Origin of the sequence: Mesorhizobium sp. M6A.T.Ce.TU.016.01.1.1 (assembly GCF_003997065.1) — a bacterium.
In the GTDB taxonomy this organism is placed as follows: Bacteria; Pseudomonadota; Alphaproteobacteria; order Rhizobiales; family Rhizobiaceae; genus Mesorhizobium; species Mesorhizobium mediterraneum.
In genome coordinates this window covers 93963-109971 of sequence record NZ_RZTJ01000005.1, presented here as the reverse complement: position 1 = coordinate 109971, position 16009 = coordinate 93963, and the positions used below count along the sequence as shown (strand labels likewise).

Genomic DNA, 16009 nt, shown 5'->3' with positions numbered 1-16009 from the left:
GTCACCGCCACGGCAATGTCCCTAAAACCGATTCAAATGCAATTGGTTGCATCGAAACACGGGCCGAAAGTTTGTTTTCGCACCACAACTTTCAGACGTTCACCCCTTCGCTCCCGTCGGGACTTGATCGACGGAAGGATTCGGGCTTTTTCGTGATGTGGACTTGAGCTTACGGTATATTTCGCCGGTGCTGCGATCATGTTTCGAAACAGGCGTTAATCGTTTGCAGCAACGCGATCGATGCGGATCACGAACAGCGTCGCCGTTCGGGCAGGCTCCAGGCGCCGTTTCAGGGCGTCCGGACTGAGCAACAGCGTGTCGCGCGGTCCGATGCGGACAGGCGCCGCGCCGGCCATTGTGATCTCGCCGTCAAAACACAGGATGAGGGTCGCATCGGCCGCTGAGTGGATGTCCGTCGGGGCCGAAATCACCACGCGCTCGACAGTGTGGGTCATCCGTCCGCGCCGCGTCATGACGTTGAGATCGGTGATCGGGCCGGCGATCAGCGCCGCTTGCGTCGGTACATCGGCCGGAAAGGAAAGCGGGGCGGAAACCTTGGTCACCGTGGCCGCCGGGCGACCGGCGATATCAAGGATAATCCCCTCACCTTCCAGCACGGCCAAGGTTCGGTCCACTCCGGCAAACGCGGAGAATGGCCCGCCGCTTTCGACGCGCGCCATTGAGACGCGCCAGTCGAAATCATCGAGCGCAGCACCTGCGGGCGAGACGGCGATCTCCGTCGTCACCCCGCCGCCGTTCTTCCAGGGCATAGACCGGTATTCGGCTGCTCGGAGGATGCGCAAGGCGCGGCTCAGCCGAGGATGCCTGGCAGGTTAAGTTGGTGCTCCCTGGCGCAGTCGATGGCGACGTCATAGCCGGCATCGGCGTGGCGCATGACGCCGGTCGCCGGGTCGTTCCACAACACGCGCTCAAGGCGTTTGGCCGCTTCGCGTGTGCCGTCGGCGACGATGACCATGCCGGCATGTTGCGAAAAGCCCATGCCGACGCCGCCGCCATGATGCAGCGACACCCAGGTTGCGCCGGAGGCGGTGTTAAGCAACGCATTGAGCAGCGGCCAGTCGGATACGGCGTCCGAGCCATCCTTCATCGATTCCGTCTCGCGGTTCGGCGAGGCAACCGAGCCGGAATCGAGATGATCGCGGCCAATGACCACCGGCGCCTTGAGCTCGCCCTTCGCCACCATCTCGTTGAAGGCGAGGCCGAGCCGGTGGCGGTCGCCGAGACCGACCCAGCAGATGCGCGCCGGCAGACCCTGGAACGCGATGCGCTCGCGCGCCATGTCGAGCCAGTTGTGCAGATGGGTGTTGCCAGGTGTCAGCTCGCGGACCTTGGCATCGGTCTTGTAGATGTCCTCGGGATCGCCTGAGAGGGCTGCCCAGCGGAACGGGCCGATGCCGCGGCAAAACAGCGGTCGGATGTAGGCCGGCACGAAACCCGGGAAAGCAAAAGCGTTCTCGAGCCCTTCCTCCTTCGCCACCTGACGGATGTTGTTGCCATAGTCGAGCGTCGGCACGCCGGCGTTCCAGAACGCCACCATCGCCTCGACATGCTCGCGCATCGACGCGCGCGCTGCCTTTTCGACCGCCTTCGGGTCGCTGGTGCGCTTCTCGCGCCATTCGGCGAGCGACCAGCCCTTGGGCAGATAGCCGTTGAGCGGATCATGCGCCGACGTCTGGTCGGTGACCAAGTCGGGGCGCACGCCGCGCCGCACCAGTTCCGGCACGATGTCGGCGGTGTTGCCGACCAGGCCGACTGATTTCGCCTCGCCGGCCCTGGTCCAGCGCTCGATCTTTTCCAGCGCCTCGTCGAGCGTGTCGGCGCGTTCGTCGACATAGCGGGTGCGCAGCCTGAAATCGATGCGGTCGGGATCGCATTCGATAGCCAGGCAGCAGGCGCCTGCCATGACCGCGGCCAGCGGCTGGGCGCCGCCCATGCCGCCGAGCCCGCCGGTCAGGATCCATTTGCCCCTGAGATTGCCGCCATAATGTTGGCGGCCGGCCTCGACGAAGGTCTCGTAGGTGCCCTGCACGATGCCTTGCGTGCCGATGTAAATCCACGAGCCGGCCGTCATCTGGCCGTACATCATCAGGCCCTTCTTATCGAGTTCGTTGAATTTCTCCCAGGTCGCCCAGTGTGGCACGAGGTTCGAATTGGCGATCAGCACGCGCGGCGCATCGGTGTGCGTCCGAAACACGCCGACCGGCTTGCCGGACTGCACCAGGAGCGTCTCGTCATCTCCAAGCGTCTTCAGAGAGGCGACGATGCGATCGAAATCGTTCCAGGTGCGCGCTGCCCGGCCAATGCCGCCATAGACGACCAGTTCGTTGGGGTTTTCGGCGACGTCGGGATCGAGATTGTTCATCAGCATGCGCAACGGCGCTTCCGTCAGCCATGAGCGGGCGTTGAGCTCGCTGCCGCGCGGGCTGCGGACTTCGCGGATGTTGTGGCGAGGATCGGTCATGGCGTCAGTCCCTTTCGAATGAGATGCGGCGTTGCGCGTTCAGCCGTGTGCCCAGACAATCGCGTTTTCGAGGATCTTTTTCAGCGTGACGCGGATCGGCGCGGCAAAATCGGCATCGTAGGATACCGGCCAATTGTCCGGCGCACCCTTGCCTTCGGGCTCGCGCATATAGCCGCGGTTGGACAGTTCCATCTGCAGCGCATGAACTCCGTTTTGCGGCTGGCCGAAATGGCGTGTGATCCAGCCGCCCTTGAAGCGGCCGTTGATGACAAAGGTCTCGCCGGTTTCGGCTAGGATCTGGCCGACCATTGCCTGCAAGGCCGGGTCGGCGCTTTTGCCGTCATTGGTGCCGAGATTGAACACCGGCAGCGTTCCCTCGAACAGGCGTGGCAGCACCGAGCGGATCGAGTGGCAGTCATAGAGGACGACCTTCTGGTGCAAGGCGCGCAGCCTGTCGATCTCGGCCTGCAAGGCGGCATGGTAAGGCACAAAGTATTTTTCGCGGCGCTCGTCGACCTCCGATGGTCCCGGCTCTTCCCCGGCGCGATAGAGCGGATCGCCATCGAAGGTCTCGGTCGGGCAGAGACCTGTCGTCGCCTGGCCGGGATAGAGTGAGGCGCCCGACGGGTCGCGATTGACGTCGATGACGGTGCGCGAGATCGCCGTGTGCACCACCGTCGCGCCGAGGCTTTCGGCGAAATCATAGAGCTTGTCGATCCACCAGTCGGCGTCGCGGCGGCCGAGCCAGGGCGACACCAGCCGGTTCTCAAGACCGGCGAGATCGATGCCGGTGTGCGGGATCGAGACCAGCAGGGGTGCCGTGCCCTGAGTGACTGTGAGCCAGGAGGCTGCGGTCATGAGAGATCTCCGCGGGTTGGAGCTCTACGGCGCCCCCTTCTGTCCTGCCGGACATCTCCCCCACTTGGGGGGAGATTGGCAGCTTTGGCGCCCCGCTCAACCCTGCAACCTTGGCGATTGGCGAAAGCCGGCGTGACATCCGATCTCCCCCCAAGTGGGGGAGATGTCCGGCAGGACAGAGAGGGGCGCGAAGGATCGCGACCTATCGAGGTGTGCGCTCTCATGACGCAATTCCCGGCAGCGCCACCTTGCCCGCCGCCTTCACTGCCGCGCCGCTGCGCACCATGGCGATGGCCTTTTCCATGTCGGGGTGAAAATGCCGGTCATTGTCGAGATGCGGCACCTCAGCCCTGACCAGCCTGCGCACTGCCTCGAGTGCTGCGCTCGACGCCAGCGGTGCATGAAAATCGCAACCTTGCGCGGCGGCCAGCAATTCGATGCCGATGACGGCCGTCGCATTCTCGACCATGCCGATCAGCCGGCGCGCGCCGTGTGCTGCCATCGAGACGTGGTCTTCCTGGTTGGCCGAGGTCGGGATCGAATCGACGCTAGCCGGATAGGCCTTCTGCTTGTTTTCCGAGACGAGTGCTGCCGCCGTCACCTGCGGGATCATGAAGCCGGAATTCAAACCGGGCTTCGGCGTCAGGAAGGCCGGCATGCCCGACAGTGCCGGATCGACCAGCATGGCAATGCGACGTTCCGACAGCGAGCCGATCTCGCAGACGGCGAGCGCGATCATGTCGGCGGCGAAGGCCACCGGCTCGGCGTGGAAATTGCCGCCGGAAAGTGCGGTGTCGTCCTCGGCGAAGATCAGCGGATTGTCGGTGACGCCGTTGGCCTCGGTGCCCAGCGTGTCGGCGGCCTGGCGCAGCACGCTAAGCGCAGCACCCATTACCTGAGGCTGGCACCGCAGGCAGTACGGATCCTGCACGCGCTCGTCGCCGAGCCGGTGCGATTCACGGATGGCACTGCCGGCCATCAAATTGCGCAGCGCTTCCGCCGTCTCGATCTGGCCAGGATGCTTTCTCAAGAGATGGATGCGTGGATCGAATGGGGCGTCGGAGCCTTTCGCAGCATCGGTCGACAGCGCGCCGGCAACCAGCGCCGATTGATAGAGAACTTCGGCATCGAACAGGGCGGCCAGCGCATAGGCAGTCGAGAACTGCGTGCCGTTGAGCAGCGCCAGGCCTTCCTTGGCGCCGAGTGTCACCGGCTCCAGTCCGTGCGAGACGAAAGCGACCTTGGCCGGGAAGCGGCCATGCGGGGTGAAACACTCGCCGACGCCGATCATGACAGCCGTCATGTGCGACAGCGGCGCGAGATCGCCGGAGGCGCCGACGGAGCCTTGCGCCGGAACCACCGGAATGACGTCATTGGCCAGCATCGCTTCCAACAGTTCGACAGTCTGCGGCCGCACGCCCGAGGCACCCTGGGCCAGGCTGGCCAGCTTCAGCGCCATCATCAGCCGGCAAACAGCAACCGGCATCGGCTCGCCGACACCGGCGGCATGCGACAGCACGATGTTGCGCTGAAGGGTCTCGAGGTCGGCGGCGGGAATGCGGACGCTGGCCAATTTGCCGAAACCGGTGTTGATGCCATACACCGGCTCACCCTTGGCGACGATCCGCGCAACCGCTTCGGCGCTGGCCTTGATCTTCGGTCGGCAGGCAGCGTCTAGCTTCGGCACGGCGCCACGATAGATTTCGCGCCAGTCGGCCAGGGTTGTGTTGCCCGGCTTGAGTTTGAGTTGGCTCATTGTCCTCTCCAGATGCGGGCATGCAGCGGGTTGAAGCCCATGCGGTAGACGAGCTCGGCCGGGCGCCCAATATCCCAGATCGCCAGGTCGGCCGATTTTCCGACCTCCAGCGTGCCGGTTTGTCCGAGAAGTCCGAGCGCGCGGGCGGCCTCACGGGTGACACCGGCCAGGCATTCGTCGACGGTCAGGCCAAATAAAGTCGCCGCCATGTTCATGGTCAGCAGCAGCGAAGTCAGTGGCGAGGTGCCGGGATTGCAATCGGTGGCGACCGCCATCCTGACGCCGTGCTGGCGAAACAGACCGATCGGCGGCTTCTTGGTCTCACGTATGAAATAATAGGCGCCGGGCAGGATCGTCGCCACGGTTCCTACCTTCGCCATCGCCGCCGCACCCGCGTCGTCGGTGTATTCGAGGTGGTCGGCCGACAGGGCGCCATAGCGTGCCGCGAGTTCGGCGCCGTGCAGATTGGAAAGCTGGTCGGCATGGAGCTTGACCGGCAGGCCTGCTGCTTTCGCCGCGTCGAACACGCGAGAAATCTGCTCGAGCGAAAAGGCGATGCCTTCGCAAAAACCATCGACCGCGTCGGCCAGGCCCTCGGCAGCGACGGCCGGCAAAATCTCCTTTGCGACCAGATCGATAAAAGCATCCTTGTCGCCTTTCGCTTCGGGCGGCAGGGCATGGGCGCCGAGGAAGCTCGTCCTTACTGTTACTGGACGATGTTCGCCCAGGAACCGCGCTGCACGCAGCGACTTCTTCTCGTTTTCGATGTCGAGGCCATATCCAGACTTGATCTCGATGGTGGTGAGACCTTCGGCGATCAGCGCATCGAGGCGCGGCAGCGACTGCGCAACCAGTTCGTGCTCGCTGGCAGCGCGCAGCGCCTTGACCGACGAGACGATGCCGCCGCCTGCCTTGGTGACCTCTTCATATGTAGCGCCGGCCAGCCGCATCTCGAATTCGTTGGCGCGGTTGCCGGCATGGACCAGATGGGTGTGGCAATCGATCAGGCCTGGCGTGATCCAGCGGCCTTCGCAATCGACAATCTCGGCGCTCTGGCTCAGCGCTGCCGGCATGCCGGCTTCCGGGCCGGCATAGACGATCACTCCATCGCGTGCGGCGATCGCGCCGTGTTCGACGATGCCCAGTCCGGTAGCACTTTCAACCATGGTCGCCAGACGCGCATTGCGCCAGAGGCGAACCTCCCCTGCCCGGCTTTTGCTCTCTCCAGCCATGATCTTTTCCGTTTCAATCGATGGCGATTATGTATATACATATTGCAAGGCGCTGCAAGTGCTATGATCATACTGCCAAATGGGATTTTGGAGAAAAACGTGACGGCGATCTTTGCAGAACAGGTGCTTCTGCCCGACGGCTGGCATTCCAATGCCCGGATCATCGTCAGTGATGGCCGCATCGCCACGGTCGAGCCGAACACCACATCTCGGCCCGGCGACGAACGCCATGCCATCCTGCTGCCAGGCATGCCGAACCTGCATAGCCACGCCTTTCAGCGCGGCATGGCCGGCCTTGCCGAGCTGCGTGGCCCTTCAGCCGACAGTTTCTGGAGCTGGCGCGAGGTGATGTATCGTTTCGCGCTGTCGATGACGCCGGATCAGGTCGAGGCGGTCGCCGCGCAGCTCTATGTCGAGATGCTGGAGGCCGGCTTTTCGCGCGTCGGCGAGTTTCACTATCTCCACCACGATCGTGACGGCCAGCCCTATGCCAACATCGCCGAAATGGCCGAACGCATCATTTCCGCTGCTGCTGACACCGGCATTGGGCTGACGCTGCTGCCGGTGTTCTATGCGCATTCCTCTTTCGGCGGCGCTACGCCGAATGAAGGCCAGCGGCGATTCATCAACGATGTGAATCGGTTCTCGCGGCTTGTTGAGAAATGCCGCGAATCCGTTCGCGCCTTGAATCAAGGCGTCGTTGGCGTCGCACCACACAGTCTGCGCGCCGTGACACCGGAAGAATTGGAAAACATCGCTGCAATGGTGCCCGGCGGACCGATCCACATCCATATCGCCGAGCAAGTGAAGGAGGTCGAGGACTGCCTTGCCTGGTCGGGGGCGCGACCGGTCGAATGGCTGCTCGCCAACGCCAAGGTCGATGAGCGCTGGTGCCTGATCCATGCCACCCACATGACCGATGCGGAAACGATTGGCATGGCGAAAAGCGGGGCAATCGCCGGGCTCTGCCCAATCACCGAGGCCAATCTCGGCGATGGCACCTCTGCAGCACCCTTATTCAAACGACATGGCGGCCGCTTCGGCATCGGCTCCGATTCCAACGTGCTGATCGGCCTGCCGGACGAATTGCGACAGCTTGAATACTCGCAGCGCCTCGCCCATCACGCCCGCAATGTGCTTGCGGTCGCCGGCGGCTCGACCGGCCGCGCGCTGTTCGATGCAGCGCTCGACGGCGGCAGTGCCGCCCTTGGTGCTGGCCCCTCGCGGATCGCCGCTGGTGCCTCAGCCGATTTCGTCTCGCTCGATGGCAAGCACCCTTCGCTGGCCGGCAAGACGGGCGATGCGGTGCTCGACGCCTGGATCTTCGCCAACGGCGCCAAGGTCGATTGCGCCTGGGTGCATGGCAAGAAACTGGTCAGCGGCGGCAGGCATGCAAGGCGCGATGCCATTGCCGAGCGTTTTCGCAAGGTGATGACGGCGCTTTCGGCATGAGCACAATCGAGGCAGTGGATGTGGACGTCGGCGAGTCTGTCTCGCTGCATCAGCGCATCCTGTCCGACATTAGCGAACGGATCCTGTCCGGCGCCTGGACGCCCGGCCACCGCATTCCGTTCGAGCACGAGCTGACGGCCGAGTACAAATGTTCGCGCATGACGGTGAACAAGGCGCTGTCGCAGCTTGCCAAGGCCGGGCTGATCGAGCGCCGCCGCCGCTCCGGCAGCTTTGTCCGGCGGCCGCAGTCGCAAGCCGCGGTACTGGAAATTCACGACATCAGGATCGAGGTCGAGGCGCTCGGCCTGCCCTATCGCTACGAGCGTCTGGCGCGACATAAAAGGCGCAGCAGCGCGGAGGATCGCGCCTTGCTGGAACTTGACTCCAACGGGCCGGTGCTCGCGCTGGAATGCCGGCATTTCGCCGGCAAACGGCCGTTTGCCCACGAACAGCGGCTGATCAACCTGGCCGCCGTGGCCGAAGCCGCCGACGAGGAATTTCATGCTATCGCGCCCGGGCCGTGGCTGATTGCCCGCGTGCCGTGGAGTGCCGCCGAGCACCGTATTCGCGCAGTCGCCGCCGACAGGCACATTGCGGCCGCGCTCGACATCGAGCCCGGTGCGCCGTGCCTGGTGGTCGAGCGACGGACATGGAGCGCCGAGCACCCGGTCACCCATGTCCGGTTCACCTATGCGGCCGAGAGCCACGCGCTGGTCGCACGGTTCACGCCCTCGCAGGGCTAGCTTCCCCCTCGAGGGGAGGGTCGCGGAGCAAATGCGGCATGGTGGCACTTTGTGACGCGGGGTGGGGTCGGTGCAACCCACCGACCCACCCCGTCTCGCAATCTACGCTTCGCTCCGACTACTCGCCGACCCTCCCCTCAAGGGGGAGGGTAAAGCGCTCTGCCTCAAATCGCAGCGGTAACAATGATCTCGACCAGATATTCCGGTCCGGCAAGCTTGGCCTCGCCGGTAGCGCGGGCCGGGGTGTGGCCCTGCGGCACCCACTTGTCCCATTCCGCGTTCATCTCGGCGAACGTGCTCATGTCGGCCAGCCAGATGATCGCCTGCAGGATCTTGGTCTTGTCGGTGCCGGCCTTGGCCAGCAATTCGTCGATGGCCGCCAGAATGTCCCTTGTCTGGGCGCCGACGTTTCCGCCCGGCTGGCCGACCTGACCGGCCAGATAGACGGTGTTGCCGTGGATGACGATCTGGCTCATGCGCGGGCCTACATCGATGCGACGAATGCTCATGGGACGTTTCCTTCCTTTGTGGGTCGCGCCTCTTTAGAGTCGCGGTTCGCCGGGGGCAAGGTTGCACGAGCGAATCCTCTTGAGCCAACCGCCAAAGAGCACAGGGCAAATTGCCTCGGTCGCCGCAATTCCGCCCGATTGACTTGTTGACTAATGTAATAACATCACATATCCAATCGCCGCCGCCGTACCAGTCGTGCCCCCACGGATCGTCACATGACCAAAACCTGCCTGACCTTCCGCGACCTGACGCTGGGCTACAACAGCCATCCGGCGATCCATCATCTCGACGGCACGATCCGCCGGGGATCGCTGACCGCCGTCGTCGGCGCCAATGGCTCGGGCAAGTCGACCCTGATGAAGGGTATCGTCGGCGTGTTGAAGCCGATGGCCGGCACGGTTGTCCGCGCGCCCGGCGTGCGCGCCGCCTATCTGCCGCAGCAGTCGGAGCTCGACCGCTCCTTTCCGGCCAGGGTTGTCGACCTGGTTTCGCTCGGGCTGTGGCCACGGCGCGGGCTGCTCGGCCGCCATACCAAGGAAGATCGCGATTCGGTCAGCCAGGCGCTCATGGCCGTCGGCCTCGGCGGCTTCGAGAAGCGCCCGATCGACACGCTGTCGGGCGGCCAGCTACAGCGCACGCTGTTTGCCCGCGTTCTGCTGCAGGATGCCGACCTCATCCTGCTGGACGAGCCGTTCAACGCCGTCGACACCAAGACGGTCGGCGATCTGATCGCGATGATCAAGCGCTGGCATGGCGAGGAGCGCACCATCATGGTCGTCGTCCACGATCTGGATCTGGTGCGGCAGAATTTCCCCGAGACGCTGCTGCTGGCACGTCAGCCGATCGCCTGGGGCGAGACCAAGGAAACGCTGCGGCCGGAAAACCTGTTGCGCGCGCGCCGCTTCCACGAAGCCTGGGAGGAGAACGCGCCCTGGTGCGAGCCCGACAACCATGAGCACGGTGATCACGCTCATGACCCTGGGCACGACCATCAGCACGACCATCATCACGGTTCCGGGCCGAGGGCGGCATGATGGACACGCTTTACGGTCTTCTTATCGCTCCGTTCGCCGACTTCGCCTTCATGCAGCGCGCGCTTTTCGGGTCGCTGATGCTGTCGCTCGGCGCCTGCCCGGTCGGTGTGTTCCTGATGCTGCGGCGCATGAGCCTTTCCGGCGACGCCATGGCCCACGCTATCCTGCCGGGCGCTGCGGCCGGTTTCCTGTTCTATGGTCTGGAGATCCTGCCGATGACCATCGGCGGCCTGATCGCCGGCATCATCGTCGCACTCGGCGCCGGCGCCGTCTCGCGCTTCACCATCCAGCGCGAGGACGCCTCGATGGCGGCCTTCTACCTGATTTCTCTGGCTATCGGCGTGCTGATGGTGTCGATCCGCGGCTCCAGCGTCGATCTCATGCATGTGCTGTTCGGAACCGTTCTGGCACTCAACAATGAAGCGCTGACACTGATCGGCGGCATCGTCGTGGTCACGCTGGTCAGCCTCGCCATCTTCTGGCGGGCACTGGTCGCCGAATGCCTCGATCCACTGTTCCTGCGCTCAGTCAGCCGGCTGGGCAGCCCGGTGCATTTCATCTTCCTCGGCCTCGTGGTGCTCAACCTTGTCGGCGGCTTCCAGGCGCTCGGCACTTTGCTGTCGGTCGGGCTGATGATGCTGCCTGCAGCCGCCGCCCGCTTCTGGACCATGCGCGTCGAGCCGATGTGCGCGCTGGCGGTGCTGATCGGCTTTGCCTCCTGCGTCGCCGGGCTGCTTCTGTCCTATCACGTGTCGCTGCCTTCCGGCCCGGCGATCATCCTGTCTGCAGGCGTCGTCTATTTCGCCTCGATCCTGTTCGGCACGCGCGGCATCCTGCGCGCCCGTATCATCCATCACCGCCACAGAACCGCCTGATCCCAACAAAGGAGACCCGTCCATGCTGAAATCGATCCGCGCCGCTTTGGCAATGAGCGTTATAACATTCACCGCCTTTGGCGCATCGGCGGCTCTCGCGGAGCCATTGAAAGTGGTCGCCAGCTTCACCATCATCGCCGATTTCGCCAAAAATGTCGGCGGCGACCGCATCAATCTGACCACCATCGTCGGGCCGGATGGCGATGCCCATGTCTACGAGCCGAGCCCGGCGGACGCGGTGGCAATGGCTGGGGCGGACGTGGTGCTGATCAACGGCCTGCATTTCGAAGGCTTTCTGCAGCGCCTGGTCGACGCCAGCGCCACCAAGGCGACAATCGCCGTTCTGACCAAGGACGTCACGCCGATCAACTTCAAACCCGAATTCGCCGATGCCGACGCCGCTGAAGGTGCAGACACCGATCCACATGCCTTCCAGTCGATCGCCAATGCCAAGATCTATGTGAAGAACATCGCCGATGCCTTCTGCACGGCCGACGCTGAGGGTTGCGACAGCTACAAGGCCAATGCCGCCGCATACACAACGAAGCTTGATGCGGTCGAAGGCGAAGTGAAAGCGGCAATCCAGTCCATACCGGAAGAGAAACGCGTCGTCATCACCTCGCATGACGCCTTCGGCTATTTCGAGAAGGCCTATGGCCTCACCTTCCTGGCCCCCGAAGGGGTGTCGACCGAGTCGGAGCCTTCCGCTGCCGACGTCGCCAAGCTGGTCAGCCAGGTGAAGCAGGACAAGGCGGCGGCGGTCTTCATCGAGAACATCACCAACGCGCGGCTGATCGAGCAGATCGCCAGCGAGACCGGCATCAAGGTTGGCGGCACGCTCTATTCGGACGCGCTGTCGCAACCCGACGGCCCGGCCTCGACCTATATCGACCTGATGCACAACAACATCGCCCAGATCAAAGGCGCGATCCTCGGAAGCTGAGCGGTCGACGCCGTTCGCTCGGTGGGGCTTGCGCACGTGCGGGCAACAAAGTGCTACAGCGTCCTTTGCGCATCCAAAGGACGCACGGCGCCTTAGGTAGCCCGGCTGGATTTCCCGCATGAGAATGTCTATCTGCGCAGAGGGATTTCTTTTCTGCGCGGATTGCCGCCCAGGCCTGGGAGCGGCAAGACTCCGCCCCTGGCCAGCAGGCATCGAACATTGCGAGGACGCCATCATGGAATATCGTCAGATCAGCGAGGACTATTCGGTCTCCGGCCAGATCCAACCCGAAGAAGTCGCCGCCATCAAGGCCGCCGGCTTCAAGAGCGTCATCTGCAACAGACCTGATGACGAGCAGCCCGGCCAGCCTTCGGCGGACAGTGTCAAGGCGGCGGTCGAAGCCGCCGGGCTCGCTTTCCGCTACATCCCCGTCATCAGCGGCCAGATCACGCATGAGAATGTCGAGGATCAAGCCGAGGCGCTCGACGAACTCGAAGGCCCGATCTTCGCCTATTGCCGTTCCGGCGCACGCTGCACCAACCTTTATGGGCTGATCCAGCAATCGAAGGGTTAAATCGGCAGCGCGCCGGTTTCCTTCAGCGTTTCGAGCACGATCGCCGTCTTCACATGCTGCACGGATTCGTGCGGCAGAAGCACGCCGTTGACGAATTCCGACAGCGACTTCAGGTCCGGCGTCACCACTTTCAGGATGTAGTCCATCTCGCCGGTCAGCGCGTGCGCCTCCTGCACCTCCGGCAGCCGCGCCACCAATTCGCCGAACCGCTGTGCATTGTCGCGGTTGTGGGTGGCAAGCGTCACCGAGATGACGTTGACCAGCGAGAAGCCGAGCTTGTCGCGGTCGAGCACAGCCCTGTAGCCCCTGATATAGCCGTCCTCCTCCAGCCTCTGGCGGCGGCGCGAACATTGCGACGCCGACAGGTTCACCCGTTCCGATAGATCGTTGTTGGTCAGCCGCGCGTCGCTCTGCAGTAGAGCCATTATCTTGCGGTCAAACTGATCAACGCGCGCGTCATCCATAAAGTTTCCTTCGATCATGCACAATTCCCGCATAATCTGATCATTTCAAGCGTTTGAATGCAAGCACCATGCAGCTGCTCCGCGCTATAATAGCGCCGAAATGGCCTTTCCGGCCACGCCAAGCTTTTTGGAGGACAATGCCATGGGTCCCTTCCCGCACGATGCACCGCCCGCAAAGATCAGCAAGGCCAATCCCGCCGGCACAGACGGCTTCGAATGCGTCGAGTTCGCCCATCCCGAACCGGAAAAGCTCGCCGAGCTTTTTACCCGCATGGGTTACGTGCCGGTGGCCAAGCACCGCAGAAAGAAAATCACCGTCTGGCGGCAGGGCGACATCAACTATGTCGTCAATGCCGAGCCCGGCTCGCATGCGATGAAGTTCGCCGACAAGCACGGCCCCTGCGCGGCCTCTATGGCCTGGCGGGTGGTTGACGCCAGGCATGCCTTCGATCACGCCGTCGCCAAAGGCGCCACCCCCTATGAGGGCACCGACAAGGCGCTCGACGTGCCGGCAATCGTCGGCATCGGCGGTTCGCTGCTCTATTTCATCGAGGTCTATGGCGAGAAGGGCTCGGCCTATGATGCCGAGTTCAACTGGCTGGGCGCGCGCGACCCGAAGCCGGAAGGCGTCGGCTTCTATTATCTCGACCACCTCACCCACAATGTCTATCGCGGCAACATGGACAAATGGTGGGACTTCTACCGCGACCTGTTCGGCTTCAAGCAGATCCATTTCTTCGACATCGACGGCAAGATCACCGGGCTGGTCAGCCGCGCCATCACCTCGCCCTGCGGCAAGATCCGCATCCCGCTCAACGAATCCAAGGACGAGACCAGCCAGATCGCCGAATATCTGAAGAAGTATAACGGCGAAGGCATCCAGCACATCGCCGTCGGCACGGACGAAATCTACGGCGCCACCGATAGGCTGGCCGCCAACGGGCTAAAATTCATGCCCGGTCCGCCGGAAACCTATTATGATATGTCCCATGCCCGCGTGCACGGCCATGACGAGCCGATCGAGCGCATGAAAAAGCACGGCATCCTGATCGATGGCGAAGGCGTGGTCGATGGCGGCACGACCAAGATTCTGCTGCAGATCTTTTCCAAAACCGTGATCGGACCGATCTTCTTCGAATTCATTCAGAGGAAGGGCGACGAAGGCTTTGGCGAGGGCAATTTCCGCGCATTGTTCGAATCGATCGAGCAGGACCAGATCAAGCGCGGGGTGATCAAGGTGGACGGCAAGGCGGCGTAGCCAGTTCGGCCGAGGGTGCCTTGTGGTTTGATCAGTTATGACCTAAATTCTGGTCATAAGAGGTCTGACCATGAATGTTCCGATGGCAAAAGCAAAGGCCCAACTCTCCGAGTTGGTGAAACGCGCCCAGGCCGGCGAAGAGATCCATCTGACGCGGCATGGAGAGGTGGTGGCGACCTTGAGCGCGCCCGCCCGGGCTGGCGGGAGCAAGGGCCTTTTTGGGGCCCTGAAAGGCCAAATTCGAATATCGGATGATTTTGATGAACTCGGTCCCGAATGGGACGAGTACACTAAATGAGCCACCAATATCTGGTGGATACTCATATTCTGCTTTGGGTACTCAACGCAGACTCACGCCTTTCGGACCACCATCGCGACATCTTTCTTGCGGGCGAGGATGTGGTCGTCAGCGCCGTCTCGGTAGCAGAGATCGCCATCAAGAAATCGCTCGGCAAAGTCACGCTGACAGGCAACATAGTGGAAATCTTGCGATCGAACGGCATTCCGATCCTCAGTGTGAATGAACTACACGCGGCGAGGCTTGAGCATTTGCCGCTCCATCACCGCGATCCTTTCGACCGTCTGCTCATCGCACAGGCTCAAATTGAAGGCCTGACGTTGGTCACTGCGGATCGGCATTTTTCAGCCTATGACGTTGCGTTGGTTTGATCATTCCAGGTTCAACCTTTCGACCTCCGCTTTCCGCAGCTTCAGATCATAGTCGAGGAAGAACTCGTCGAGCTGCGGCGGCTTCACCGACGTGCCTGACAGCATTGCGTGCACTTGGCCGCGATGATGGATGTCGTGGATGAAGAGGTGGGCGAGCAGGTCACCGATGCGCTCCGGTATTCTTCCGTCCTCGCGCCGGTCGGTGATGACGCGGCGATCGAGATCGTCGGCCGATAGACGGTCGCAAAAGGCGATCAGCCGCCGGTCGGCCACAACTTGGGCGGCAAACAGCGCCTGCGCTCGGTCGAAGGGCACGAAATCGTCATGGGCCGCGGCGCCAACGCCGCCCTCTTCGAGAAAATCGAGATAGAGATGATCGACCGCCAGGATGTGGTTGAGCGTTGCCTTGATCGACGGGAAGAAGCTGGTGCGCTCGGCTTCGAATTCGCCTGGTTTGAGTTGCAGCACAGCGCGATAGATCCGGTCGTTCGACCAGAGATTGTTGCGCGCCATGCGGCGGATATGGTCCAGCAAGTCCACGTCACACACCAGTCCAGGCAACCAAATTCACGGCGATACCGATAGCACCTATGGCCAGCAGACGAGCGATCATACCACGGCGCAGCGCCTGCGTTTCAACATCGCTCGCAACGTCCCGATTTATAGCGACGTTAACAAGCTTCGGCAGACGCGCCACGCTACTGAAGTTACGCAGTCTTTCAGATCGATCCTCGATCTGACGGCAGAGCCGGATCGCCGAAATCAAAAGCCAGGCAGTAACGATGCTACAAACTCCCACGAACCAAAGGTAAGTAGCGGTGTAAGGCATCTTGGGTCCCCCGCGTTTGGAACGATTAAGCTAGATCACTCCACTGACTGGACCAAGGACACGCCCGCCCAGAGAAGCGCAAATCCGGCGAGAACGATCAGCAGCAGCCGGTTCATGCGCCGCCGCATGGCTTGCGTTTCCTGATCCCGCGCCACGTTCGTGTTGGTTACGGTATGGAACATCATCGCGTTGCGCGGAAAGCCGCTGCGGTTGGCCAGGTCGGGAGAGCGTGCTTCGATACGGTAGCTCAATCGGATCGCCTGGATGAAGACCGCCAGCATGACAAGGGCCCAGACACCGCACAGAAGATAGAAAGACATGCCTGTCATT

The 16009-nt window shown here is 62.7% G+C and carries 19 protein-coding genes; 9 read left to right on the top strand and 10 right to left on the bottom strand.

Annotated elements, in window-relative coordinates:
• Positions 1-215: 215 nt before the first annotated feature.
• The 5 genes from EOC94_RS11855 to hutI form a co-directional block, all read right to left on the bottom strand.
• Positions 216-803, bottom strand: a complete 588-nt coding sequence (locus tag EOC94_RS11855) for a HutD family protein (RefSeq protein ID WP_095485700.1) — start codon at positions 801-803, stop codon at positions 216-218.
• Positions 804-811: 8 nt separating this feature from the next.
• The gene (gene hutU / locus EOC94_RS11850) at positions 812-2482 is read right to left on the bottom strand and encodes a urocanate hydratase (protein WP_095485699.1); all 1671 of its coding nucleotides are present in this window, start codon (positions 2480-2482) and stop codon (positions 812-814) included.
• 39 nt (positions 2483-2521) lie between these two features.
• Complete coding sequence (gene hutG / locus EOC94_RS11845; RefSeq protein WP_127290589.1) at positions 2522-3340, bottom strand: N-formylglutamate deformylase; 819 nt, start codon at positions 3338-3340, stop codon at positions 2522-2524.
• Between the two features lie 220 nt (positions 3341-3560).
• Positions 3561-5096 carry a histidine ammonia-lyase gene (hutH, locus tag EOC94_RS11835; RefSeq protein ID WP_127290587.1) on the bottom strand — a complete coding sequence of 512 codons (1536 nt, stop codon included), beginning with the start codon at positions 5094-5096 and terminating at the stop codon, positions 3561-3563.
• Positions 5093-6328 carry an imidazolonepropionase gene (gene hutI / locus EOC94_RS11830; protein ID WP_127290585.1) on the bottom strand — a complete coding sequence of 412 codons (1236 nt, stop codon included), beginning with the start codon at positions 6326-6328 and terminating at the stop codon, positions 5093-5095. The genes hutH and hutI overlap by 4 nt, the downstream gene beginning before the upstream one ends.
• A gap of 99 nt (positions 6329-6427) precedes the next feature.
• Between hutI and EOC94_RS11825 the strand changes: the two genes are divergently transcribed.
• A complete protein-coding gene (locus EOC94_RS11825; protein WP_127290583.1) occupies positions 6428-7780 on the top strand; it encodes a formimidoylglutamate deiminase in 1353 nt (450 codons plus the stop codon).
• Positions 7777-8523 (top strand): histidine utilization repressor, encoded by a 747-nt coding sequence (hutC, locus tag EOC94_RS11820; protein WP_127290581.1) that lies wholly within the window; start codon positions 7777-7779, stop codon positions 8521-8523. The genes EOC94_RS11825 and hutC overlap by 4 nt, the downstream gene beginning before the upstream one ends.
• Before the next feature lie 164 nt (positions 8524-8687).
• Here the strand turns inward: hutC and EOC94_RS11815 are convergent, their stop codons facing one another.
• The gene (locus EOC94_RS11815; RefSeq protein ID WP_095485694.1) at positions 8688-9032 is read right to left on the bottom strand and encodes a RidA family protein; all 345 of its coding nucleotides are present in this window, start codon (positions 9030-9032) and stop codon (positions 8688-8690) included.
• Between the two features lie 216 nt (positions 9033-9248).
• Here EOC94_RS11815 and aztA point away from each other — a divergent pair, with 216 nt between their 5' ends.
• The 4 genes from aztA (at position 9249) to EOC94_RS11795 (ending at position 12459) form a co-directional block, all read left to right on the top strand.
• Positions 9249-10067 carry a zinc ABC transporter ATP-binding protein AztA gene (gene aztA, locus EOC94_RS11810; RefSeq protein WP_127290579.1) on the top strand — a complete coding sequence of 273 codons (819 nt, stop codon included), beginning with the start codon at positions 9249-9251 and terminating at the stop codon, positions 10065-10067.
• Positions 10067-10942, top strand: a complete 876-nt coding sequence (aztB, locus tag EOC94_RS11805) for a zinc ABC transporter permease AztB (RefSeq protein WP_127291041.1) — start codon at positions 10067-10069, stop codon at positions 10940-10942. The genes aztA and aztB overlap by 1 nt, the downstream gene beginning before the upstream one ends.
• 22 nt (positions 10943-10964) lie before the next feature.
• Complete coding sequence (gene aztC / locus EOC94_RS11800; protein WP_127290577.1) at positions 10965-11885, top strand: zinc ABC transporter substrate-binding protein AztC; 921 nt, start codon at positions 10965-10967, stop codon at positions 11883-11885.
• Positions 11886-12120: 235 nt separating this feature from the next.
• Entirely contained in the window at positions 12121-12459 is a 339-nt protein-coding gene (locus EOC94_RS11795; protein WP_126106965.1) for a TIGR01244 family sulfur transferase, read from the top strand.
• Here the strand turns inward: EOC94_RS11795 and EOC94_RS11790 are convergent.
• Positions 12456-12923 (bottom strand): Lrp/AsnC family transcriptional regulator, encoded by a 468-nt coding sequence (locus tag EOC94_RS11790; protein ID WP_095485837.1) that lies wholly within the window; start codon positions 12921-12923, stop codon positions 12456-12458. The two genes, EOC94_RS11795 and EOC94_RS11790, sit on opposite strands and share 4 nt — an antisense overlap.
• A gap of 142 nt (positions 12924-13065) precedes the next feature.
• On the opposite strand from EOC94_RS11790, the gene hppD reads away from it, so the two are divergent.
• The 3 genes from hppD (at position 13066) to EOC94_RS11775 (ending at position 14850) form a co-directional block, all read left to right on the top strand.
• On the top strand, positions 13066-14181 hold the full coding sequence (gene hppD, locus EOC94_RS11785; protein WP_127290575.1) for a 4-hydroxyphenylpyruvate dioxygenase: 1116 nt from the start codon (positions 13066-13068) through the stop codon (positions 14179-14181).
• 70 nt (positions 14182-14251) lie between these two features.
• Positions 14252-14479, top strand: coding sequence for a type II toxin-antitoxin system prevent-host-death family antitoxin (locus tag EOC94_RS11780; protein ID WP_095485689.1), 228 nt, complete (start codon positions 14252-14254; stop codon positions 14477-14479).
• Positions 14476-14850, top strand: coding sequence for a type II toxin-antitoxin system VapC family toxin (locus EOC94_RS11775; RefSeq protein ID WP_095485688.1), 375 nt, complete (start codon positions 14476-14478; stop codon positions 14848-14850). The genes EOC94_RS11780 and EOC94_RS11775 overlap by 4 nt, the downstream gene beginning before the upstream one ends.
• Here the strand turns inward: EOC94_RS11775 and EOC94_RS11770 are convergent, their stop codons facing one another.
• The 3 genes from EOC94_RS11770 to EOC94_RS11760 are packed head-to-tail and all read right to left on the bottom strand — an operon-like array spanning position 14851 to position 15999.
• The gene (locus EOC94_RS11770; RefSeq protein WP_127290573.1) at positions 14851-15390 is read right to left on the bottom strand and encodes a DinB family protein; all 540 of its coding nucleotides are present in this window, start codon (positions 15388-15390) and stop codon (positions 14851-14853) included.
• A 1-nt stretch (position 15391) separates the two neighbouring features.
• Positions 15392-15679, bottom strand: coding sequence for a hypothetical protein (locus tag EOC94_RS11765; protein WP_127290571.1), 288 nt, complete (start codon positions 15677-15679; stop codon positions 15392-15394).
• Between the two features lie 35 nt (positions 15680-15714).
• Positions 15715-15999 carry a hypothetical protein gene (locus tag EOC94_RS11760; protein ID WP_245465544.1) on the bottom strand — a complete coding sequence of 95 codons (285 nt, stop codon included), beginning with the start codon at positions 15997-15999 and terminating at the stop codon, positions 15715-15717.
• Positions 16000-16009: the final 10 nt, after the last annotated feature.